This is a genomic window from Castellaniella hirudinis (genome assembly GCF_047468865.1).
Taxonomy (GTDB): domain Bacteria; phylum Pseudomonadota; class Gammaproteobacteria; order Burkholderiales; family Burkholderiaceae_B; genus Castellaniella; species Castellaniella hirudinis_A.
This window is the reverse complement of sequence record NZ_JBLGTV010000007.1, coordinates 121656-144885: the sequence shown is the minus strand read 5'-3', so window position 1 is coordinate 144885 and position 23230 is coordinate 121656. Positions and strand designations below refer to the sequence as shown.

Here is a 23230-nt window from a genome sequence, read left to right as displayed (position 1 = left end):
CGGCGGGAAGACATGGCGGGCATCCAAAACAGGGTGCAGCCATTGTGGGTGCCGGCCCGGAAAACCACTATCCCGGAGAAATCCTGACGGCTAAAAATGTCATTGACTGTCGTGATGGTATGCGCGTTATGACCTTCCCCTGATCGAATGACATTCAGGCAAGAATCAAAATCTGCTTAAGCCGGAGTATCCCATTTGCGTTGCCATCTGCCCGTGGGGCTTGCTTCATCCCCTGCCCGCAGCTTTGTTTCAGAATGTTTTGTGCTAAAAGCGTATCGCTGTCTTTCTCGGCCGCGCATTAGGCAATCGCGGTGACACACTTAATCCTTGAACACATCATCCAAGACCTGGGCGTCCACAAAATTCAATGACCAAGCTTCCAACTGTGCGCTGTTGGCCGAACGGATTTTTTCATGGATGTCGTCGGCCTGTGCGCCAAAGCGGCGTTCGATCTGGCGCAGCAGCAAATTGGCCTGGCCTTGCTCAATGCCCCGCTCAATACCCTGTTCAATGCCCATCTTCAGCCCTTGCTGGGTATACACCCGCTCGGCAATCGTCACATAGCTCATTTCATGCTCCTGTGCCAGCTGCCGGGCAGCCTGCAAATAATCGGTTTCCAGATCGGCGGGCAGGCGCACCACCCATTCCACCAGGCGCACCAGTTGACCAATTCGATTCCGGTCGTAGCCATAGCCGTACAAGCGGCGTACCAAATCGATCAAAGGCCGCAGCCGCGTGGCCTTGTCCGGGTGCCGGGACGCCTGGATTTGCGCCATCACAAACACCGCGAACGGGTTGTGCGGGGCCAGGGCGTCCAGTTCCTCCAGCCGATCCGCCCATTGCTTCAATTCTACAACCGGAAAGACGAATTCGGTCTTTTGCGACAGGTACTTATCCCGGTGAACCAGCTGCGTGACCGGCACCTGCCCAGCGCCGGGCTGGTCGATCAGTACCCCCAGGCTGTAGATGGGCGGCGGGGTCGTCAGACCCTGTCGGCGCATTTCACGGATCTGCAACAGCGTGTGGTACTGGAAGACGCGCCAGGAAAACGCCCGAAAATCCGCCTCGGTGGCCAGCCGCCCCTGGACTTCCAGATGCACCTGCAAGTACGCGGGATGCCCGGAAAATAGCCGCACCTTGACCAGCTTGTCCACCATTTTGCGGCCTTTGGATGGCACCGCGGCATGCCGGATGGCCTGCAATTCCTTGTCCAGAAACTCAATCGGAGCGCACCAATCGACCAGCGCGTATAAGTCAGGGGCCAGCAGCTGGATGGCCTGCGGGAAGAATAATTCCAGCGCCTCTTTCCAAGGGCTGTCGTAGTCGTTGCGGGCCTGGGCGCCTGGTTCCGGCGAGTCGGAGGGTGTGGCGTGATCAACCAAGGCAGGGTCATGCTGCCGCAGCGATGCTGAAGACGATGGCAATAGCGAAGAAGGAACAGGCCGCGGTTGGGCCGGACGCGGACGGTGGGGAGGCATGGCGGGCATCCAAAACAGGGTGCAGCCATTGTGGGTGCCGGCCCGGAAAACCACTATCCCGGAGAAATCCTGACGGCTAAAAATGTCATTGACTGTCGTGATGGTATGCGCGTTATGACCTTCCCCTGATCGAATGACATTCAGGCAAGAATCAAAATCTGCTTAAGCCGGAGTATCCCATTTGCGTTGCCATCTGCCCGTGGGGCTTGCTTCATCCCCTGCCCGCAGCTTTGTTTCAGAATGTTTTGTGCTAAAAGCGTATCGCCGTCTTTCCCGGCCACGCATTAGGCAATCGCGGTGACACACTTAATCCTTGAACACGTCATCCAAGACCTGGGCGTCCACAAAATTCAATGACCACGCTTCCAACTGGGCGCTGTTGGCCGAACGGATTTTTTCATGGACGTCGTCGGCTTGTGCGCCAAAGCGGCGTTCGACCAAGCGCAGCAACAGATTGGCCTGGCCTTGCTCAATGCCCCGCTCAATGCCTTGCTCGATCCCCCGCTCAATACCCTGTTCAATACCCTGTTCAATCCCCATCTTCAGCCCTTGCTGGGTATACACCCGCTCGGCAATCGTCACGTAGCTCATCTCATGCTCCTGTTCCAGCTGCCGGGCAGCCTGCAAGTAATCGGTTTCCAAATCGGTGGGCAGGCGAATCACCCATTCCACCAGGCGCACCAGTTGACCAATTCGATCCCGGTCGTAGCCATAGCCGTACAAGCGTCGCACCAAGTCGATCAAAGGCCGCAGCCGCGTGGCCTTGTCCGGGTGCCGGGACGCCTGGATTTGCGCCATCACGAACACCGCGAACGGGTTGTGCGGGGCCAGTGCATCCAAGTCATCCAGACGATTGGCCCATTGCCTTAATTCTACAACCGGAAAGACGAATTCGGTCTTTTGCGACAGGTACTTATCTCGGTGAACCAGCTGCGTGACCGGTGGTTCTTCAACGCCTGGCTGGTCGATCAGTATCCCCAGGCTGTAGATGGGCGGCGGGGTCGCCAGACTCTGCCGGCGCATTTCACGAATCTGCAACAGCGTGTGGTACTGGAAGACGCGCCAGGAAAACGCCCGAAAATCCGCCTCGGTGGCCAGCCGCCCCTGGACTTCCAGGTGCACCTGCAAGTACGCGGGATGCCCGGACAATAGCCGTACCTTGACCAGCTTGTCCACCATTTTGCGGCCTTTGGATGGAACCGCCGCATGTCGGATGGCCTGCAATTCCTTATCCAGGAACCCAATCGGGGCTGCCCAATCGACCAGCGCGTATAAGTCCGGGGCCAGCAGCTGGATGGCCTGCGGGAAGAATAATTCTAGCGCCTCTTTCCAGGGGCTGTCGTAGTCGTTGCGGGCCTGGGTGTCTGGCTCCGGCGAGTCGGGGGATGTGGCGTGATCAACCGAAGCGGGGTCATGCTGCCGCAGCGGCGATGATGACAAAGGCAATGCCGATGCCGAGGCCGATGCCGATAGTGATGACGAAGACGGTGCCAATAGCAATGGCGAAGTCGATGACAGCGACGAAGACGAACCAGGCGGCGGCAAGGCCGGGCGCGGACGGCGGGGAGACATGGCGGGCATCCAAAACAGGGTGCAGCCATTGTGAATGCCAGCCCGGCAAACCACTATCCCGGAAAAATCCTGACGGCTAAAAATGTCACGGATTGTCGTGATGGTATGACTGTTTCGTATTGACGCAGTCAAACCTGCGCGGTTCAGACGGCCAATGTATTAACCGGGGGGATTGGCGCAGCTCAAGCACCCCGCCTCGGCGACTGCGGATTTTCAATCCATAATAAGCAGCGATCCACACCACGCCCGCCCTACCAACGCCCCCTACCCCTCGCCGAACAAATCGCGGGTATACACTTTGGTTTTCACATCATTCAGGTCTGCGGTCAGCCGATTGGCGATGATGACGTCCGTGGTGCGTTTAAACGTGTCCAGGTCGTTTTCCACATGGGCATTGCCGAATTTCGATGCCGAGATCAGGGGTTCGTAAATCACGATGCCCACACCGGCTGCCTCAAGCCGCTCGATGATGCTTAAAACGCTTGATTCGCGGAAGTTATCCGACCCGGATTTCATGATCAGGCGATACACGCCGACACGACGGGGGTTTTTGGCCAGAATTTCGGCGGCGATAAAGTCTTTGCGAGTTGCGTTGGATTCGACAATCGCTTGAATCAGGTTTTGCGGGACTTCACGGTAGTTTTCCAACAGTTGCCGGGTGTCTTTGGGCAGGCAATAGCCGCCATAGCCAAAGCTGGGATTGTTGTAATGCGTGCCGACACGCGGATCCAGGCAAACGCCTTCAATCATCTGGCGCGTGTCCAGGCCGTGCCTGGCGGCGTAGGTATCCAGCTCGTTGAAATACGCGACGCGCATGGCCAAATACGTATTGGAAAACAGCTTGATGGCTTCGGCTTCGGTGCTGTCGGTCAGCAGCGTGGGGATATCCTGTTTGCGCGCCCCTTGTTGCAGCAGCCGGGCAAAGGTTTCGGCGCGGGCGGATCGTTCTCCCACCACAATGCGCGACGGGTACAGGTTATCGTGCAGCGCCCTGCCTTCGCGCAGGAATTCCGGCGAAAAAATGATGTTTTGGGTGTTGAATGCCGCACGGAGGCCGTTGCAGTACCCCACGGGCACGGTCGAGCGGATCACCATCGTGGCCTGTGGGTTGATGGCCAAGACATCGCGCACCACGGCCTCTATTGATTTTGTATTGAAGCCGCCGGTTTCGGGGTCATAATCGGTGGGGGTGGCAATCATCACAAAATCAGCCTCGGCATAGGCGTCTTGCGGGTTGATTGTGGCACGCAAATCCAGCGGTTCATGGCTCAAGAAATGCTGGATATCCGCATCGTCCACGGGTGATTGTTTTCGATTAAGCAGGGCCATTTTTTGCGGCAGCACGTCCAGCGCCACGACCTGATGGCGCTGCGCCAGCAGTATCGCATTGGACAAGCCCACATATCCAGTGCCCGCAATGGCGATTTTCATTGGTATGGATGCGCGTCGAGATGGAAATCCAGCAATTTGCCGTTGTGTTCGATCAGCACCTGCGCGGCGGTGATGTTTTCGCGGGCCATCTCGGCCACGATGTCTTTTGCCCGCCACTGCGTCGGGATGATCACCACCTGAGCAGGGGCGGTTTTCAGCACGTCCCTGAAGACAATTTCCTGCCCGGCGCCAGGCACAAACGTGCCGGCTTTTTCGGGGTCGGAATCCACCACCAGGGGGAAACGGCCGGCATCGGCCCCAAACTGATGGATGAAGGCCGCAGCTTTGCCGGTGCCGCCCCAGATGGCCACCCGTTTGCCGCTGGCCGACAGGGCATCCAGCTGGCGGCCGATTGTGCCGCGGCTGCGGTCGGCCGCATGGGCAAAGTGTTCCGCGGCCCGGGCCTGTTGCCGCAGGGTCGCGGGCACGCCCAGTTTGACCAAGGCGTAGACCACTTCGCCGTCGTAGCCGTGGGCCAGTTCGACCAGATCGCCCGCGCGCGCCATCAGTGTGCGAAAAGCGCGGGTGGTGAAATGAGACACGTGCTCGTAAAAAAAGTCGGCCAGCCGCCCGGTCGTCAGCACCCGGTCAATGCAGGGGACTTCGGCAAACAGCCAGCAGGGGTTTTCTTGACTGGCGGCCCCCCAGGCCAGTTCTTCCAGCAAGGCGGCGGGATCGGTCAGGTGTTCCAGCACGTGACGGATAATCACCGCATCGGGCGCATAATCCGGCATATGTTGCAGGGGTTTGAAGTACGCGGCGTGAAACTCTACACCATGCCCGGTTTCGGGGGCGGCGCTGGGGTCGAACCCCACGAAACGTCCAATCCGGTGGCGGGCTTCGGCAAGCCCGCGCACAAAATGGCCTTCGCCGCAGCCGATGTCCACCACCGTGGGCGCCTGGGGCAGCTGCCGCAAGACCAGTTCACGCGTGGCCGCCAGATGGCCTTTCCAGATGCCGCCCTTGTTGTACATCCGGTTGGGGTTGTCCTGATACGGAATCGCGTCGTAGGTAAAGGCGTGGTTCCAGACGTGCGTGCATCGGGGGCACTGCACAAAATGCTGGGGATGGCGCGGCATGGCTTGCGCTTCGGCGGCGCTGGCTGGCCATCCCAGGGTGGCCAAGGCGTGCCGACCGCCGTTGAAGAAGGGGGCGGCCACGCGATGGGCGCACACTGGGCAGGGGGCCGGGATCAGGGTCGGCGTCATTGGTTTAAGGTCTTCTTGAAATAATCAATGGTCTTTTCCAGACCGTCTTCCAGTGCGACATACGGCGTCCAATCCAGGGCGGCGGCGGCTTTGGCGATGTCCGGCTGGCGCTGCGCGGGGTCGTCTTGCGGCAGGGGGCGGTATTCCAGCGTGCTGCGCGAACCCGTCAGGCGCAGCACGGTTTCGGCCAGCTGGCGGATGGTGAATTCGCTGGGGTTTCCCAGATTGACCGGGCCGATGACCGCGTCTTGATCCATCATCCGCGTCATGCCTTCAATCAGATCGTCCACATAGCAAAAAGACCGGGTCTGGCTGCCATCGCCGTACAGGGTGATGGGGTCTCCCTTAAGCGCCTGGACGATGAAATTGCTGACGACCCGGCCGTCATGGGGGTGCATCCGGGGGCCGTAAGTATTAAAAATCCGCACCACCCGGATATCCACCTTGGCTTGGCGGTGATAATCGAAAAACAGGGTTTCGGCGCAGCGTTTGCCCTCGTCGTAGCAGGCCCTGGGGCCAATGCTGTTGACATGGCCCCAGTAGGCTTCGGGCTGCGGATGCACTTGCGGGTCGCCATAGACCTCGCTGGTGGACGCCTGCAGGATGCGGGCCTTGCGGCGTTTGGCCAGCCCCAGCATATTGATGGCCCCCAAGACCGATGTCTTGACGGTGGCGATCGGGTCGTTTTGATAATGCACCGGGCTGGCGGGGCAAGCCAGATTGAAGATGCGGTCGACCTCGATGTACAAAGGCAGCCAGACATCGTGGCGGATCAGCTCGAAACGCGGGTGGGCCAACAGGTGGCGGATATTGTCTTTGCTGCCGGTATAAAAATTATCGACACAGATGACCTCGTGGCCATCTTGCAGCAGCCTTTCACATAAGTGCGAACCCAAAAAACCGGCACCCCCGGTCACCAGGATGGTCATTGTCATGCTTGTGTGTCTTTTTGCTGGTTGACGACGCTGTGCCACATCCCCCACAGGGCTTGTTCAAAGTGGCGGGCAAAACGGGGCGCATCGAACAGGGGCGACGCCAGTGCCTGCTGGCGCAGGCCGGCGCGCAGGCTGGCCAGACGCGGGACATCCTGGGCGAACGCCGCCGCCTTGGCGATGTAATCGGCATCGTCCCGGGCAATCCACTGCGGCAAGCCCGCATTGTACGCAATACTTTCCCCCACATGCGATAGAAAACAGTCGCCGCGCCGGGTCAATACCGGCACGCCCATCCAGATGGCTTCGGCGCTGGTCGTCCCGCCGGGGTAAGGGAAAGGATCCAGCGCCATATCCACCCGGTGGTAGGCAGCCAGCAGTTCCGCCCGATCCGAAGGGCCTTCCAGCACCAAGCGATCCGCCGGCACCCCGTGCGCGGCAAAACGTTGGACGACGCGCTGGCGCTGCTGGTCATCGGCCAGTTGTTTGGTTTTCAGAAACAGCCGCGACGCGGGGACGGCCGCCAGCACCCGCGCCCACAGCGCCACCACGGCATCGTTCATCTTGGTCAGGTTATTGAAACAGCCGAAAGTAATCTGCCCGGCAGCCAGGGCGGGCAGAGGGTTGACGTCCAAATCGAACGCGGGCGGGCCGAAGCACAGATAGCTTTCGGGCAAGGGCCAGATGCGCTCGCTGAAATGCGCGGCTTCGGACGCCGGGGTGACATGCGGGTCGCCCAGCAGAAAATCCATCTGCTCCACGCCCGTGGTGGCAAAATAACCCAGCCAACTGGCCTGCACAGGGGCCGGCCGCCAGGCAAAGACGGGCAGGCGGTTGCGCTTGGTATGGCCGGACAAATCCAGCAAAACATGGATATTGTCGTCGGCAATCTGCTTTGCGGCCCAGGCATCGCTTTTACCATGCAGCGGCGTCCAGGCACTCATCCGGGCGCGCAGGCGATTCGTCAAGGCGCTGGTGTCATGGTGGGTGGGGTAAGCGATCAATTCCAGCCGGTCGCGGTCCAAATAAGGCAAAAAACTGTCCAGAAAATAGCCCACCGGATGGTCGCGCAGGTCGCCCGACACCAAGCCCACCCGCAAGCGCGCCGGGGTAGTCTGCGGCGCGCCGGCCAACGCCTGCCGCGCCTTCCGGCTGGCCAGCAGGCCATATCGCCGGGCTTCTTGCAAGCGCTGGGCCGGGGTCTGGTCGGCCAGGTAATTGCGCGCAAACAGCAACCCGCTAAGAAAGCCGATTTTGTCTGGGTCGAGCGCCACCGCACGCGATAAATAGGTTTCCGCTTCGGCGATGGAGTCGTCCACATCTTTCAGCAGCGCGCCCAAGGCCGCGTTGGCATGGGCCGATTGCGGGTTTTTAGCCAAAGCCTGGCGAAAGCAGGTGACCGCATCGGCGAACCGGCCGATTGCTTTGTTCAACTCGCCCAGCAAGCCCAGGCCGGCCTCGTGCCCGGGCGCAAGGGCAAAAACCTGCTGGATCACCGCCTCGACTTCAGCGGGCGGACGCCGCAGTTTCAGCAACGCCTGCCCTTTGCTGACCAGAAACTGCACCCGTTTGGGATCCCTTTGCGACGCCTGCTCAAAGTAGGCCAGCGCGGCCTCCCAGGACTCGCCCTCTTTTGCCATCGCCCCCAGGTTATGCAGGACTTCGGGCTGATCGGGCTGTAAGCGCAAAGCGGTGTCGTAGGCTGTCCGGGCTTTTTCAAACTGCCCGGCCGCGTGCAGCACGGTGCCCAGGCCAGCCCACGCGGCGGGCGCGGCGGGGGCGATGGATACGGCGCGCTCGAACAAGGCGGCTGCGGCATCCAGCTGATTGTTTTGCCGCAGGCATTCGCCCAGCCGCACCATGTCATGGACATTGCGGGGTTCTATTTCCAGCGCTTTGCGCAGCGCATGGATCGCCGCCGCCAGGTTGTTATCGGCGTAATGCAAACTGGCGGCCAACTGCCAGCACTGCAACAAGTGCGGCTTCAGCGCCAGGGCCTTCTGTAAGTCGGCCAGCGCACCGGCCCGGTTGCCGGCGCGCTGGCTAATCAGGGCGCGGCTGGCCCAGGCCTCGGCGTAAGACGGCCGGGCCCGCAGCGCACGGTCGACCAGCACCAGGGCTTCGGCGTCGCGCTGCTTGGCGCTTAAGGCCGCCGCGCAGATCAGCCAGGTTTCGGGGTTGTCGGGATCATCTTTAAGCGTTTGCCCGGCGATTTCCAACGCACTGTCGAACTGCTTGCTTTTAAGCGCCAAGCGCACACGATTATGCTGGACGGCAGGCAGACCGGGCGCCAGGGCGTGCGCCTGCCGCAGCACGTCGGCAGCGCGCTTGTCCTGCTGATCCAGCAACAGCACTTGCGCCAGCAGCGCCAAGGCGGCCGCGTCATCCGGGTGCGTCCGCAGCCATTCTTCAAGCCAGCGGGCCGCCGCCTGGTATTGACCGGTATCGCGGGCCTGAAACGCGGGGGCCAACGCGCTGGCACTGGCGGCGGTCGAAGCGGCGACTGACGCGCTGGCGCTGGCGTCGGCCGAAGCGGTGGCCGGTGCGCTGGCGCTGACGCCGGTTGAAGCGACGGCCGGTACGCTGGCGTTGACACCGACGCCGGCCGCCGCAGCGGCCTGCTGGATGGCGGGGCCGCCAAGGCCGCGTTGTTCGGCCAGCGCCAACACCTGTCGCGCCGTGTCGGCCCTGCCCGCCCGGCACAAGCCATTGGCGTAGCTGGCCCAAAACTGTTCGGTCTGGGGGCTGGCCTCAAGGGCCGCCTTGAAAAACGGCAAGGCGGCCTGGGAAGGCCCCGTTTTCGCCAACAGCACACCAAGATTGTGGTTGGCATCGGCATGGCGGGGCGCAACCGCCAAAATTGCGCGATAAACACGCTCGGCCGCTGGCAGATCACCCGCCCGGTGGCAGTCAATCCCACGCTGCAGCGCTTGTTCAAGGGTGAGTGTCGGGTTGGGTTTCATGGGCGGGTCAGGGCGGTGATGGCGATGGGGCCGGAGGATGACTATGACGGCAGCGCCGCTTTCAGTGCAGCCAGATAGGATTTTCTCGCTGTCTGCATGACTGCGATTTGCCGCTGCAGGCGGGCGAGTTCCTGGTCAACGAACTGGATGCTTTGCAACTGCGCCTTGGCTGCGTCCGAGAGGCCGTCCAGATCATATTCAACATCGTCAATCTTGAGTGTGGGCATGGGTTTTTCCTGTTGCCGCTGGGCAAAACGGGCCTGGGCCAGTTGACGATTGATTTGCTGCACGGCTGCAATCACTTGGGGGGCAGTCCCCGGCTGATGGTGCAGGCGCTTGGCGCGAAACTGGCTGCAGCGCTGCAAGGCAAGCCGCCGCCCCTGAGCGGCATCGGCGGGCAGATTATAGCCATGCGCAGTCAGCAGGCGGCATATCCGGTTGAACAGCGCCGCCGGCATGGGGACATCGCGCAACACGGCCTCGCTGGGACGAAAGGCATCCGCATGCGTCAGGGCCAGCATGTATTTCGTGGCCTCATGCAGCTTGATGCCCCCGGTTGGGCTGACGTGAATCAGCGGGCAATGCGGGGCAAGCTCGGGCAGCACATGGTTGGGATAAATTTGATCTTGCCAGTAGTCCGCAGCCACCTGGCGAAACTGGGTAAAACTGGTGATGGGGACAAAATTCGCCGCCTCGAAAGGCAGGATTTCCACCTTGGGCTTGCTCGGCACGACGGTGTCGTTGGCCACATCGACATACAGGCTGCCCAGCTGAAAAGCGTTCTGGAAAAACTGCCCGCGCAGATCGCCCCACACCAGGCGAAACGAACCGCCCGCGCCGAAGAAGTCGCGCAAGGCGCTCAAGCCCCGGGCGGCCTCGGCGGGCAAGGTGTCCCGATCCACACCGCGCAGTTGCTTCTTTACCGCCCGGGCAATTTCCAGGCACTGCCCCAATGGATAAGGCTTGCCTAATTTTACCGGCTGCAGCCGCCGCAGTTCGGGGTCGAGGCGCAACCGCACGGCCAGAAAACAGGCTTCGACATGCGCCAGAACCGGCAGCAAATGCTGTTCGGTCAACGCCCGCTCGGCGGCCGACAAGCTCAGGCTGGGTTCGTTAGGCAGTAAAGGGCGCAGACGCCGGCTGGTGGACACGGAAGATGACGCCTCTGGTGTAATGGGGAAACCCGGGGCGGGATGGGTTTCCCCGGGGCTTAGACGACAGGGGCGGCAAACACGACGGCGTTGCTGTTGAAGCTCAGGTCTGCGGCGCTGACACCGCCGGTCAGCTGGATAAGACCGTCATTCAGGTCGGCCGCGCTACCGTCCGATACATATAGATAGGCACTGCCGTGAAAATCAAAGAGCAGGCCCCTGTCCGTGATAACCCCGCCGTTCATCGACAGATCGGTGAAGATGTCGGCCAGGGATTTGCCAGGAAGGTATCCGGTTCTAAACGTCAGCACGCCCGCGTTTACCGTGCCAATCGAGGCATCCGCGCTATTGGCCGCGGTCAGCGCATCGAATTCAATCGAATCGCCTTGCTTGAAGTCGGTAATGACATCGTGGGCGACGATTTCGTCACCGGCTGCGTTGAAAGAAACGCCGGCGTTGCCAGCGGCCAGCGCGCCGAACTCGAACACATCGTCACCCGCCCCGCCCGTCAGCGTATCGGCTGCTTTAGTGGCGTTCAGCACGTCGTTGCCCGCACCGGCAGCGATGACGACGGCATGTACGCCTTGCAAGTCGCCGCCGATGACGATATTCAGGTTACCGGAAAAAGCCGCGCCATTGACCGTGGCTGTCTCCAGGGTGGGAGAGCCCACGCTTTCGACGGTAACCGTGGCCGTGTTGCCGACCTGGCCGCCGGCCAGATTGAAGGTGATTGCGTCGCCGCAGGCGAAATCGGAGGTGAGGGTGTAAACGTGATCGCCTTTGCCCAGCGTGGCATTGATGGTTTCAATGCCATCGACGACCAAGCCGGTGCCGGTGCCGTCCAGCGACACATTCAGGCTATCTGCAGCGCCCGCCGCACCGGCCAGGAAACCCACATCCAGGATATTGCCGCCTTCGATACGGATGGACTGCACGGCCGCGCCGTCTGCGAATTCCAGGGCCAGATCGCCGGCCAGCACCGCCGCGATGTTTTCCACCGAAGCCAGCACGACCGCTTCGGCAACCGTGACACTGGCCGAATTGTCATGAATGATCTTCAGGGTATCGATGCCCGCCAGGCCATTGATGGACACCGCGTCAGTCGCCAGCACGCCATCGCCGGCCGCGGCGCCAGTCCACAAGAAGGTGTCGTTGACGGCGGTTCCCACCGTGAAATCGCCATTGATTTTGACGACAATCGGCGCGACAGCCACGGCTTCGGCAAAGGCGTCCCCCGCGCCGCCGCGACCTTCGGCCGCGCCATGGGCCAGGTAATGGGCCATCAGCAGGTGGGCGTCGCCGGGGGTCAGGTGGGCGATGTCTTCGATGCCCAGGGCCTTGACCACATCGGCGTTGTCGCGGGCGTAGCCGGCGGCGTCAAAGTTGCTTGGCTGAAGATCAGGGTTGTTATTGAAAAGGCGGCCCTCGTAGACGCCAAAGGCGGTGAAGTGATCCAGTGCGGTAGCCAGGGTCACGCCGTTGGCGATCAGGTCTGTATTGGCCAGCAGGTAGGCGTTGGGGTCGAACCAGGGGTTGGGCTGACGGCCTTCGGCAGCGCCGTAGTTGTCGTAGTGCTGCGCTGCCGTGGCGAGGGTCACGCCGGCGATGACCAGATCCGGGTTTTGGGCCAGATAGTAGGCAGCGTCGAAATACGGGTTAGCCATGTGAGTTTTATCCTGTGTGCCGATGGTGGGATGATTTTAATCGTAGCCGCGCCAGTCTTGCCAGTGGCAGCAATCTATGCCAGTTGTTCAATAGCTTAATTTTTAATTACGCCTCTCCGCCGGAAGCACAAAAACCAACCCCCGAACCTGATGGTATCGGGGGTTGGTTTTTATTGCTTCAGGCTTGGCTTACGCCATGTTCCATTTGTTTTGCCATCTGGCAGCAGGGTCATTTAGCCCCGTGCTGCCTGCAGCGCACTGCAGAACCAGCCTGTAAAGCCAGTTAGGCAAATGTGATGGCATTAGCACCAACAGCCAAATCAGCAGCGCTGACACCGCCGGTCAGTTGAACCAAGCTGTCGCCGGTGATACCGGTCGTGACCCCATCGGAGACAAAGACGTAGGTGCTGCCGCCGAAGTCAAAGATAACGCCTTCTGTATCAGCCAAATCAGAAGAACTCAAGGCAGTGACGATGGCAGTCAAGTCTTTGCCCGCGAGGAACCCGGTATCGAATGTCACCACGCTATTGGCATCGGTGTTGGCGATGGTGTCGGCGCCGATTTTAATAGCGGAGCTAGCACCACCAGCGGTAACGCCGGTGAAAGTGAACACATCAGTGCTGGCAGTGGACGTGGAGAAGTCGGTAATGGTGTCGACGCCCTCAATCTTGCCGGTAGACGACAACGCCATCAGAGCATTGTCGGCGACTGCGAACGTAAACGTGTCGGCACCTGCGTTACCCGTCAACGTGTCAACTGCAGTGGTAGCGTTCAAGACATCGTCGCCCGAGCCAGTGGTGACGTTGATGGCCTTGACACCTGCCAAGGCAGTGCCAATGTTGACAGTCAAGTTACCAACAAAGGCAGAACCATCAACCGTAGCGGAGCCCAAAGAAGCGGAGCCAGTGCTCTCGACGGTCAGCGCGGTACCAGTGCCCGCTTTACCACCGCTGACGTTGAACACCAGCGAGTCACCTGCCACGCCGTTATCCGTGATATTAGCAGTGGTTGCACCCGCCGCCACGGCGACGCTGACTTGTTCGATACCGTTGACGATCAGGTTACCAGCTTCCTTACCCACCGTGACAGCCAAGGCATCGGCCGTACCGGCCACAGAAGCAGCCGCGAAGTTCAGGGTAGCAGCACCGTCCACCAGGTTGAGGGTGTTGACTTTGGCGCCGGCATAGACAAACGCAACGGCGGCATCATCATTGTCGATTGTCAGGGACTGCACGCCCGTACCATTGACCTGCAGGTGAGAAGTAGCACCGCCAGCCAGATCATCGACATCGCCCTTGAAGGCAACGTTTTCCACCGAAGCCACGTTGACGACCAAACTTTGGTTGTCAGCACCAGCAGCATTACCGTTGATGGTGAGGGTATCCGTGCCATCCAGGCCATTGACGCTCACTGCGTCGTGTGCCGCGTGGGTTCCGGTGATTGCATCCACATTCCACACAAAGGAATCATTACCGCTGGTGCCAACGGTCACAACACCTTCCGCGACAGTGATGGTGGCAACGGCGGCAGCCACGAAAGCGGCGTTGGCGGCGCCGGCATCGCGGTTTTCAGGCAGGCCATAGGCCAGGAAATGGCCCAGCAGTTGGTTGGCTTGCTCGGGCGTGATGGCGCTGGTATCGGTAATGCCGAAGGCGGCAGCCACGTCGGCATTGAGGTCGGCATAGGCCTTGGCACTGAAGTTGCCGGGCTGCAGTGCGGGGTTGTTATTGAAAATCCGGCCTTCGTTGACACCGTAGTTAGCGAAGTGCGCCAGGGCGGTGGCCATGGTCACGCCGTTGGCGATCAGGTCGGTGTTGGCCAGCAGGTAGGCGTTGGCGTCAAACCAAGCATTGGGCGCACGACCTTCGCCTGCGCCATAGGTGTCATAGTGCCATTCGGCGGTGGCAGCGGTAATACCAGCCTTGACCAGATCAGAGTTGTGTGCCAGGTAGTAGGCAGCGTCGAAATACGGATTAGCCATGTGAATATTCATCCTAGTTGTTGCGGGTCGAACCCATCGATGGATGTTAGCTGTTGCCGGCCAACTGACCCTATGTCGTCAAACCCAGCCTTCAGTAACAAAGGCGGAGTCTAAACATTATGAAAAAAACTGTCAACGGCAGACGGTAAGACAGCCAACCGGATAGACAAGTACGGGATAGTTTACCTATCCTGTGCTGATCAGACCCGCATCAAGCGGCTGAGTTCCCAATTTCTTGCGGTGAAACCCGGCGCGGGTTGCGGATTTGCAACACGCGCCGGGCAGGCCGCCTTGCTTGCCGCCCGAAGGGTTTACGGCACCCGCAGGCGGATTTCAAGCCTAATATTTAGTAGATCAGGGTAATCCCCCCCGCAATTTGTGATATAGCCAGATCGTCTATACCCGCCAGCAGTTGGATGCCCGCGCCATTATCATCCTGGCCGCCGTTGTCGTCCAGCCCCAGCCACACCTGGCCGCCGGCGTCTTGCCAGTAGACCAGGACGGGATCGGGCGCGGACAGGCGGGCCGCCAGGGCGGCATCCGCGTCGGCGGCGGTGTGCGGGCCATGCAGCACCACGGGGGCGTCGGTCACGGCCAGGCCCTGCAGCACCAGAGTGTCATGGCCGCCGCCGGTGACGACGTGCACCAGCTGGGTGGCCTGGGCGCCGAGGACAAAACTATCGTCCCCCGCCCCGCCCTGGATGAACAGGTGCGGGCTGGCGACCTGGCTGAGGTCCACCGAGACCCCGGCCCGGGAGGGGCCGGCATCCAACTGCTGCAGGTTGGGGGCGGCCAGCAGGCCCAGGTCGACGCTTTCGTGGGCGGTGATCTGCACGCGGTGGGTGCCGTGCAGGATGCCGGAGGCGGCGGGCAGGCCGATCTTGGGGGCGCCTTCGATGCCGGCCAGGGTGGATGCGCGGGCGACGGTGATGTCCAGCACGTCCAGGGTGGCGGGGCCATCGGCGTCCAGGTACAGCTTTGCGCCGCCCGGCTGCAGCTGGACATTGTCCAGGGTGATGGTCTGCACGCTGTGGCCCGCCAGCGCCTGGGGCTGGTATCCCAGGGTGATGTGGTTGGCCTGCCCGCCGGCCTGCACGGCCGCGATATCACTTAAATCCAAAGACACCAGGTTTGGCAGCTGCTGCACGGCCAGGGCGGCGAAGGTCTGGCCGATGCTTAACTGCTGCAGGCCCTGGATATGCGCGGCCTGCAGGGTAGAGGGGTAATAGGCGCTTAACTGGATGTGTTCCACACTGTCGAGGCGCGGGGCCACCACGTTGCCCGCCAGCTGGGCCACCAGGGTGTCGAAGCCCGCGCCGCCGTCGATGCGGTCGCCCGGCTGCAGGGTGCCGGTATGGGTGTTGTCCAGCATCGCCAGGGGCGCGTGGAAGGTATCGTCGCCTGCGCTGCCGGTCAGGTCGTCATGCCCGGGGGTCAGGGTGTAGTCGGCCTGCACGGCGATGCGTTCGTCCTGGGTCAGGCGGTGGCCGGCCTTGGGCAGGCGGCCTTCGGCCAGGCCCCAGGTCAGGAAATGGATGAACAAGTCCGGGGGCGACAGGCCCGCGGCGGCCAGATCCGGGTGTTGGCCCAGATACCAGGCGGCGTCGAACCAGGGGGCGGGCGCGCGGCTGGCGGCCCCCTGCAGGGATTCGGCGGCGCCATGGTCGATGTAGTGCCGCCAGGCGGCGTCGGCGGTGTTGACGCCGGCGGCGAAAATATCCGGGTTGGCGGCGATATAGCGGGCTGCGTCGAAGGCAGCGGGGATGTGGGATGACATTCAGCGGTTTCCTTATGTTTAAACGATCGAAAGTATTTCAAGCATCAATAGATGCTTTGTCAGTGTAAGGAAAACCATGAATTTTATTCTTTTGATAAATACTGTTAAATGACTGATTTTTAATAAAATTGGATGGTCTGACAACCGGGGCGATAGGGCGCTTGCGGCTTGTTTCCACAGGGTTTTCGGGGCTTTTTACAAGTCGCATTGGGCCTTTTGCCTCAAACCGCTAAAATTGCCCCACCTTCAAGCCTTGAAAACCTATGTCGTCGACCCCCGTGCACCGTTTTTTTACCCGCGCCCGCAATGCCCTGGGCTATGTCGCCCGCGGCGAGTTCAAAAGCCTGCTGGCCCGCATCCGGCATTTGCGCCAGGCGGCGCCGCTGTATGCCGAGCGCCCGGGCGATGTGCTGCCGGGCACGATTCTGCGCTGGGGGGTGATCACGCCGCCGCATACGCTGTTTGTGGCCCATTTGCTGGCCCGGCGCTTGTCCCAGCTGGGCTGTAGCGTGCAGGTGAGCACCCATCCGCCGGACAAGATAGAGCACCACTTTTATATCGTGCTCTGCCCGCAGATCTTTACCCAGCTGCCCCCGCCGGAACGCACGTTTCTGTTTCAGATGGAGCAATCCGTCAGTTCGCGCTGGTTTACCAAGGCTTACCTGACCACCTTGCTGAATTGCCGGGGAGTGCTGGATTACGCCCTGGTCAACCTGGATTTTCTGCAGGGCAAGCAGATCCGGTTTCCGCACACTAATTATCTGCCGGTGGGGGCCGACCCGGACTACACCGCAGGGCTGACGCCGGAACCCAAGCAATATGACGTGCTGTTCTACGGGGATGCGGCCAGTTCGCCGCGCCGCCAGGCGCTGCTGCAGGCGCTGCAGGATCAGTTCGACGTGCATTGCCGCAGCGAAATCTTCGGCGACGACATGCAGCGTGAAATCCGCCGGGCGCGGGTGGTGATCAATCTGCACTATTACGACAACGCGCTGCTGGAAACCCCGCGCATCCAGGAATGCCTGTCCCTGGGGGTGCCGGTGGTGTCCGAAGCCGCCCAGGATCAGGCGGACTACCCGGAACTGGACGGCGCGGTGCGGTTTTTTCCCCAAGGGGATGCCGCCGCCATGCTGGCGGCGGTGCGCCAGGCGCTGGATCAGCCGGTGCCGGCCGATGCCATTGCGCGCAGCACGCACCAAAGCTGGCAGCGTTTCTGTTTTATGTTCGACCGCTTCATGGTGGGGGCCAAGCTGCTGCCCTATCAGCACCTGAACCACCAGCCGCTGTACCTGAACCCGCCCGCGCAGGCCGTGGACCCCAACCCCCGGCTGATCCTATCCCTGCCCGAAACCATCACGCGGCGGCGCGATTATCTGGCCACCCCGGTGGCCGACAGCCTGGTGTTCGACGGGGTGCGCTATGCGCCCGGCTGGATCGGCTGCGGGCTGTCTTACGGGGCCATGGCCAACCACGCCATGCGCCAGCAGCTGGATCGCCTGACCATCCTGGAAGACGACGCCGAGGTCGGCCCGGATTTCGAGGCCAAGATGGCCGTCGTCCACCGCTATCTGGACAGCCTGGACGGGGATTGGGACGTGTTTTGCGGGCTGATCGCCGTGGTGCACGACGATACCCGGATTGCGCGGGTGGATGATTTTGAAGGCATGCGCTTCATTACCGTCAACCGGATGGTCAGCACGGTATGCAATATCTACAGCCCGCGCGCGCTGCGGCTGCTGGCCGACTGGCACCCCGGGGCGGCCGACGAGCACAGCAACACCATCGACCAATACCTGGGCAGCCGCACCCAGCTGCGGGCGGTGATCGCCCTGCCGTTTATCGCCAGCCTGCGCAAAGATTTGGATTCCACCCTGTGGGGGATTGGCAATTCGCGGTATCTGACGATGATTGCGGACTGCCAGCAGACTTTGCTGCGTAAGACGGCGGATTTTTTGCAGGGTCAGGGGCGGTGACGGCTGGGGCGGGGTGGCGCACGGGGGGGATGCCCCTTTGTGCGGACGAGTCAAACTGTTGTTATATAAGAGATTTACCTGTAAATTTAGATTTCTTATAAAAACAGGTAAATTTTATGGAATTCGTCTGGCCCTTCAAATGACAGCGACTCATACGATGATCGCTTTTCAGCCGATCACCTTCATGCGATCAATGGCTTATAAATACTTCAGGGACGACGAAGGATGGCAGTCCCGAAAAACAGAGGTTGACGGCCACTCAGCGGACTGCGCAGTTCAAATGACCAATCAATCGGTGGCCGTCTTTAAGCAGGATCGGCTGCTGATGTCGAGCGACATAGCGCAAGGTTTTACGTAGCGTGCGCAAATTCGCAAAGACAGCCAAGTCAACCTCAGCGAGCGGCAATGTTCGCTGATAAGCACTCAGCGCTTTGCTTTGCAGCAGATACAAGCAGCGCAAGTGCATATCACTCACAGCATGCTGCGCCGCAATGTCTGGCGACAGCCAAGTCAATAGTTCTATCACGCGACCGTACAGCAGATGAAGACGGATCAACGCCTCGTCTGGCGTAGACGGTGCTGGCGCCTGGACAGCCTGCTGTGTCCCATGGCGGGAGCGGCTTTCACTCATCAAAGGCCCAAGTTTCCAGATGGGCTCGTGATGCGCGATACGGTTGCGTAGTTCGTTGCACAGATCCAGCCGTGCGAACAACGCATCACGATGCTTGGGCTTGGCCCAATGCGTAGCGTGGCGTTGCCGATGGCCAGGGAGTACATCAACCAGAATCGACCCCCAATCTACCGGCTGCTGATAGGCATCCTTTTTCAGATTCAGCAGATGCGGCCAGAAGCCGAATGTCAGCCTGGACACAACATCGTCAGGGGAAGGCGCAGGCACACGAGGCACTGTTTGCTTACCTCGACGACGATGAGTGATATCTGTGATTTTTGCTTGAGAACGAGGTTCTAAGACCACATGCGCATACCAGTCTTTGGAGCCCTGCGCGCCGATAACACCGTACCGTGAACTCATCGCGCGATGAAACTGGTTGCGCAGCACGATTTCAACCAATGAGATCGTGCGAAAAAGCACCGCACTCAGTTCATCGTTCCATTGATAAAGTCCGAGCACTTGGGCATCATCCACCACACCGAAGAAGATGCGGTAGCTGCTTAAGCGAGCATGCGATAAAGCCAGCACACGTGCTTGGCTCCCTGCCGTGTTGTTTTTGATCTGTTTAAGCATGTGTGCTACTATTGCCTCGTAAGCGCTTGGGTTACATAGTTTGGCAGCTCCCTCCTCGGACGGACGCTAGGCTCCAAGACGCAAAAGAGGATACGGCCGCGCAAGTGGCCGTTTTCCTTTGTGCCAGGCATCTTTGGGGTTCTTCTGCAAGATCATCGGCATGGCCCCCAGAGCCAGCGGTTCTCCTTGCGCCCCCCAGACCAAACTCGTGGCTGCCACTTCGCCACAACGCACAGCACCATGCTCATGCTTGTTAGCCTCGGGCCTTGCTGGCGAAAGCCTCCTCCCGAGGACAGACGATAGCATATTGTAACAATGGTGACACTGATGCTGCGGCTGTTGTTCCTTTAAACAGACAGGCCCACACATGTCAACGGCGCAGGTAATCCCGCAGACCGGCAGGAAAAGAGGATGGGCTGGCCGTTTCAGCGCCAGGAACATAGCGCCCATTTTCACGCATCGTGCAGCCGATTTGACCCTCACCGAGAAAAGACATCTCTGCACGGCGCTGGCCCAGGAACCAAGGAAGAACTATTTCCCCATCATCGGCATAAGACGCAGTGGGCAAATGGATATCCGCAGGCATGGCCTGCATAAAAACCTGCTTTTTTCATTTTCGACTTTACATTAGGCAAAATTCACACAAAACCGTTGCCTGGACTAACGGCTCAGGCCCGGCACGCTGGTGACGGCCACGGGCAGGCCCAGCGCGGGCGGGATGGCGCCAAACAAGCGTTCCAGCGCGTGCAGCACGCTGCCATCCACGGGCAGGGGTTCATCCGGGTAATCGTCGTACCGCAGGCCCAGGTTCAAGAAGGGCTGCAAAGCCTGGGGGCGCAGCCAGAACATGGTGCCCGCCGGAAACAGAAACTGCTGCGGCAGTGTTGATACCCCCATCCACCGGGCCAGCAGTTGGGCGCACTGCAGATTGCCATCCCAGCCCAGCAGCAGCGGATCATCCGCGAATACCATGCCCCACTGGGGGTGCGCCGCCATCTGCGCGGCAATCTGATCCAGCATGGCCCCGCCCTGCGGGCCGCCCAGCAGGTTTTCCATCAGGAAGACGCGCCAGCGGTCGATCACCTGACGGTCGGCGTGGGGGCTGCGCTTGGTGTGCAGATGGCCGATCAGGTCGTAGTCGCGGGCCAGCCGGGGGCCGAAGGTGGTGAGGAAAGGGCCGATGTCCCGCCCCCGGTTGGGCACGATTTCGATGGCCCGCACCCGCCCCCGGTAATCCGCCAGCAGGTCGGCGGCCTGCGCCTGCTGGGCTTGGCCCGGCACGCTGACGTACACATCGGGCCGGGTCTGGTTGACGTGCAGGCGCTCGATCATGTCCACCAGCATGTCCGGGTAATAGGCGTGGATGTGCAAGGCGATGCGCAGGGTGGACGGCGCGGCGGGAGAGATGGCGGGGGCCGGCGCGACGGGCGGTGCGACGGGAGGTGCAGCGGAGGCCGATGCGACGGGAGGCACGGGGGAAGCCGATGCGACGGGGGCCGGCGCAGGCCGGATCACCGGATAATCCCACGGGCCGGCGGGGCAGCCCCGGGCCAGGTAATCGGCAAACGGGGTGGGCGGCGCGACCGACGGCGTGGGCGTGGGCGTGGGCGTGGGCGTGGGCGTGGGCGTGGGCGTGGGCGTGGGCGTGGGCGTGGGCGTGGGCGTGGCAGCATGATACTGCGCATAAATGCCCGGATGAAACCCGGCCCGGGGCCTGCGCGCGCCCATGCCGCAGCGCCAGGCTTGAATGTAGTTCAGGGCGTCGCTGCAGACGGGCTCGTCCTTCAGATTGACGATTTCGCCCATGAAGGCCGCATCGAGCTGGCCCGAAGACGCCAGGACGGCCTCGTCCCGCCACGCCTGTTGCATCCGGGCGCGGGCCAGGGCGCACAAGCCCAGCACGGCATCGGCATAGGCCGCCGTGCCCAAGGCGCGCCAATCCGCCCGCGCCAGGGCCGCCGCCAGCGTCCGGCGGGCCACGGCATCTTCCGTCAAAGCCCGCAGGCGCTGGGCCAGGGCGGGCACATCCCCCGGAGGGGCCAGGCAGGGCTGGGCAAACCCCTGGTCGGCGATTGCCATGGCCATGGCCCCCGTCCCGGCAAACCCCAGCACGGGAACGCCCTGGCCCAGCAGGTATCCCGCGGGAGAGCCCGACAGGTCGGCGCGGGCGGGCAGTAGGCATACCGCCGCCTGCTGGAACAGGCCGGGATCGGCCCGTTGCTTTTCGGCCAGAACGTCCAGGGTGACCAGATCGGACAAACCCGCCTGAGCGATTTCCTCGCGCAGGTCGAGCAGGAATTCAGGGTCTGGCGCGGTGCCCGCATCGTCCAGCAGCCACAGAAAATGCCAACCGGCGGCGGCGCCCGTTTTGTGCAGCGCCTGCGCGCACTGCACAAAGGCATCCAGCCCCCCGGCGCGGCTGGCGGGGCCCCACCCCAGCACCTGCGACACGGCGGGGGGCACGGTGGCAGGCGTATCGGCGGCGGCAGGCGTGGCCAGGGGCGCGGCGGACGCGGCGGCATCTGGGGCCACCAATGAGGCGCGGTCATTCGATGCAACGACACCCGGGGCCGCTGGCATGGCAGCGGCATTCGACGCGGCGGGAACGGCGGAAACGGCGGGCGCGGCGGCATCCGGGGCAACGGGGGGCGCCCAGGGCGCGCCCGGCAACAGGCCCACATGGTCGGACCGCAGGTAGGAACAGATCGCCAGCGCCTGGCGGCGGGCTGGGGCACTGGTAAACGCCGTGTAATCCGACCAGAAGAACAGCTCTTGCCAGAAATAAATGTCATCGGCGTACACGGCCGCATCCGGCAGCACGCACAACAGCGGCACTGGGCAGCCCGCCAGCGCGGGCAGCACGCTTTTGCAGTGCGACCCCAGCACCAAGGCCGTGCATTCCGGGGCCTGCCGGGCCAGCCAATCATGGGCCTGGCGCACGCGCTGGCGCGCCAGCGCGTAGTCTTCCCGGATGCCCGGCACCGTCGCATGGCCCGCGACCTGCGCCTGGATGGCATCGGGCAGGCCGGCATCCGCCGAGGCGGCCTCGCCCAGATCCCACAGAAACACATTGGCCCGGCCGACCAGCGCAGCCAGCATCGGCGTCAACTGCGCCGCGACGGCGGGCGTGTGCCCCAGGGCGGTGATCAGCCAAAGATCGGGCAGCGTGTCCCGTCGGGCCTGCCGGCCTGCGGCAAAGGGGGCCTCGGGCGCAAAGACCGGGGCTTCGAGGGCAGCGCCATCCGCATCCGGCGCAAAGGCCGAGGCTTCAGGGGCAGCGCCATCCGCACCCGGCGCGGCGGCGCAACCGCCCGCAGTCAAGGCGGAGATTGCCTGCGCGCTTGGGGCCGCCGCCGCATCGGCAGCCGGGCGGCCCTGATCGAGGTCGGATCCCAGGGGCCGGCGCAGCAGGATCGCGCGCGCGCGCCGCAGGGCGCGTCGGATGCCCCCCAGCCGCCACAGGCGAATTTGTTCCCGCAGCCAGGCGATTTCCCGCTGCTGGCGGCTGATGTCCGCATCCCGCGCATCCAGCACGGCATTGAGTTCATCCACATGATGCTGCAGGCGACGCGCCACCACCTGCTGCCGCTTTGCCTGGGCATCCAGATGCGCGGCCCGCTGCCGGTGCAATACCGCGCCGGTTTCCACCTGCGCCCGCCAGACATCCGCCGCCTGCGCCCGCGCCTTGGCCAGTTGCAAGCGCCGGTCGGCATCCAGTTCATCGCCCATCTCGATTATCCCGATTATTGTTTCCAATGCACACCCACGGCGGGGCGAAACCAGCAGGCAAAGCGTCTGCTGCTTCCCAGTGCGCCCATCCCCGGCGGGGCGGCGTTTTTTCTCGATGAAGCCAG

General features: G+C 62.0%; 15 protein-coding genes. 1 reads left to right on the top strand and 14 read right to left on the bottom strand.

Features of this window, described 5'->3' with window-relative positions:
- Positions 1-320: 320 nt before the first annotated feature.
- The 11 genes from ACMHYJ_RS10820 to ACMHYJ_RS10770 all read right to left on the bottom strand — a co-directional run bounded on the left by ACMHYJ_RS10820 (position 321) and on the right by ACMHYJ_RS10770 (position 16157).
- Complete coding sequence (locus ACMHYJ_RS10820) at positions 321-1382, bottom strand: DUF4351 domain-containing protein (RefSeq protein ID WP_414246182.1); 1062 nt, start codon at positions 1380-1382, stop codon at positions 321-323.
- Positions 1383-1784: 402 nt separating this feature from the next.
- Complete coding sequence (locus tag ACMHYJ_RS10815) at positions 1785-2918, bottom strand: Rpn family recombination-promoting nuclease/putative transposase (RefSeq protein ID WP_414246181.1); 1134 nt, start codon at positions 2916-2918, stop codon at positions 1785-1787.
- Complete coding sequence (locus ACMHYJ_RS10810) at positions 2890-3099, bottom strand: hypothetical protein (RefSeq protein WP_414246180.1); 210 nt, start codon at positions 3097-3099, stop codon at positions 2890-2892. Before ACMHYJ_RS10810 ends, ACMHYJ_RS10815 begins: the two co-directional genes overlap by 29 nt.
- 215 nt (positions 3100-3314) lie before the next feature.
- Positions 3315-4481, bottom strand: coding sequence for a nucleotide sugar dehydrogenase (locus tag ACMHYJ_RS10805; RefSeq protein WP_414246179.1), 1167 nt, complete (start codon positions 4479-4481; stop codon positions 3315-3317).
- Positions 4478-5689 (bottom strand): methyltransferase domain-containing protein, encoded by a 1212-nt coding sequence (locus ACMHYJ_RS10800; RefSeq protein ID WP_414246178.1) that lies wholly within the window; start codon positions 5687-5689, stop codon positions 4478-4480. The genes ACMHYJ_RS10805 and ACMHYJ_RS10800 overlap by 4 nt, the downstream gene beginning before the upstream one ends.
- Positions 5686-6624 carry a UDP-glucuronic acid decarboxylase family protein gene (locus ACMHYJ_RS10795; RefSeq protein WP_414246177.1) on the bottom strand — a complete coding sequence of 313 codons (939 nt, stop codon included), beginning with the start codon at positions 6622-6624 and terminating at the stop codon, positions 5686-5688. The genes ACMHYJ_RS10800 and ACMHYJ_RS10795 overlap by 4 nt, the downstream gene beginning before the upstream one ends.
- Entirely contained in the window at positions 6621-9584 is a 2964-nt protein-coding gene (locus tag ACMHYJ_RS10790) for a tetratricopeptide repeat protein (RefSeq protein ID WP_414246176.1), read from the bottom strand. The genes ACMHYJ_RS10795 and ACMHYJ_RS10790 overlap by 4 nt, the downstream gene beginning before the upstream one ends.
- Before the next feature lie 41 nt (positions 9585-9625).
- Positions 9626-10735 (bottom strand): hypothetical protein, encoded by a 1110-nt coding sequence (locus tag ACMHYJ_RS10785; protein ID WP_414246175.1) that lies wholly within the window; start codon positions 10733-10735, stop codon positions 9626-9628.
- Positions 10736-10794: 59 nt separating this feature from the next.
- Positions 10795-12399 carry a hypothetical protein gene (locus ACMHYJ_RS10780; RefSeq protein ID WP_414246174.1) on the bottom strand — a complete coding sequence of 535 codons (1605 nt, stop codon included), beginning with the start codon at positions 12397-12399 and terminating at the stop codon, positions 10795-10797.
- 283 nt (positions 12400-12682) lie between these two features.
- Positions 12683-14380 carry a beta strand repeat-containing protein gene (locus tag ACMHYJ_RS10775; RefSeq protein ID WP_414246173.1) on the bottom strand — a complete coding sequence of 566 codons (1698 nt, stop codon included), beginning with the start codon at positions 14378-14380 and terminating at the stop codon, positions 12683-12685.
- A gap of 346 nt (positions 14381-14726) precedes the next feature.
- A complete protein-coding gene (locus ACMHYJ_RS10770; RefSeq protein WP_414246172.1) occupies positions 14727-16157 on the bottom strand; it encodes a hypothetical protein in 1431 nt (476 codons plus the stop codon).
- 263 nt (positions 16158-16420) lie between these two features.
- On the opposite strand from ACMHYJ_RS10770, the gene ACMHYJ_RS10765 reads away from it, so the two are divergent.
- Entirely contained in the window at positions 16421-18130 is a 1710-nt protein-coding gene (locus tag ACMHYJ_RS10765) for a hypothetical protein (protein ID WP_414246171.1), read from the top strand.
- 259 nt (positions 18131-18389) lie between these two features.
- On the opposite strand, the gene ACMHYJ_RS10760 is transcribed toward ACMHYJ_RS10765, so the two are convergent.
- The 3 genes from ACMHYJ_RS10760 to ACMHYJ_RS10750 form a co-directional block, all read right to left on the bottom strand.
- Positions 18390-19376, bottom strand: coding sequence for an Abi family protein (locus ACMHYJ_RS10760; RefSeq protein WP_414246170.1), 987 nt, complete (start codon positions 19374-19376; stop codon positions 18390-18392).
- 370 nt (positions 19377-19746) lie between these two features.
- The gene (locus ACMHYJ_RS10755; protein WP_414246169.1) at positions 19747-19971 is read right to left on the bottom strand and encodes a hypothetical protein; all 225 of its coding nucleotides are present in this window, start codon (positions 19969-19971) and stop codon (positions 19747-19749) included.
- A 65-nt stretch (positions 19972-20036) separates the two neighbouring features.
- Positions 20037-23105 (bottom strand): rhamnan synthesis F family protein, encoded by a 3069-nt coding sequence (locus tag ACMHYJ_RS10750; protein WP_414246168.1) that lies wholly within the window; start codon positions 23103-23105, stop codon positions 20037-20039.
- Positions 23106-23230: the final 125 nt, after the last annotated feature.

What these genes read in the sequence shown, in the direction of transcription:
- ACMHYJ_RS10780 (WP_414246174.1), bottom strand. Translation starts at nt 12,399, where the DNA reads ATGGCTAACCCGTATTTCGACGCTGCCTACTATCTGGCCCAAAACCCG.
- ACMHYJ_RS10765 (WP_414246171.1), top strand. Translation starts at nt 16,421, where the DNA reads ATGTCGTCGACCCCCGTGCACCGTTTTTTTACCCGCGCCCGCAATGCC.
- ACMHYJ_RS10760 (WP_414246170.1), bottom strand. Translation starts at nt 19,376, where the DNA reads ATGCTTAAACAGATCAAAAACAACACGGCAGGGAGCCAAGCACGTGTG.
- ACMHYJ_RS10775 (WP_414246173.1), bottom strand. Translation starts at nt 14,380, where the DNA reads ATGGCTAATCCGTATTTCGACGCTGCCTACTACCTGGCACACAACTCT.
- ACMHYJ_RS10750 (WP_414246168.1), bottom strand. Translation starts at nt 23,105, where the DNA reads ATGGGCGATGAACTGGATGCCGACCGGCGCTTGCAACTGGCCAAGGCG.
- ACMHYJ_RS10800 (WP_414246178.1), bottom strand. Translation starts at nt 5,689, where the DNA reads ATGACGCCGACCCTGATCCCGGCCCCCTGCCCAGTGTGCGCCCATCGC.
- ACMHYJ_RS10795 (WP_414246177.1), bottom strand. Translation starts at nt 6,624, where the DNA reads ATGACAATGACCATCCTGGTGACCGGGGGTGCCGGTTTTTTGGGTTCG.
- ACMHYJ_RS10805 (WP_414246179.1), bottom strand. Translation starts at nt 4,481, where the DNA reads ATGAAAATCGCCATTGCGGGCACTGGATATGTGGGCTTGTCCAATGCG.
- ACMHYJ_RS10755 (WP_414246169.1), bottom strand. Translation starts at nt 19,971, where the DNA reads ATGCAGGCCATGCCTGCGGATATCCATTTGCCCACTGCGTCTTATGCC.
- ACMHYJ_RS10790 (WP_414246176.1), bottom strand. Translation starts at nt 9,584, where the DNA reads ATGAAACCCAACCCGACACTCACCCTTGAACAAGCGCTGCAGCGTGGG.
- ACMHYJ_RS10770 (WP_414246172.1), bottom strand. Translation starts at nt 16,157, where the DNA reads ATGTCATCCCACATCCCCGCTGCCTTCGACGCAGCCCGCTATATCGCC.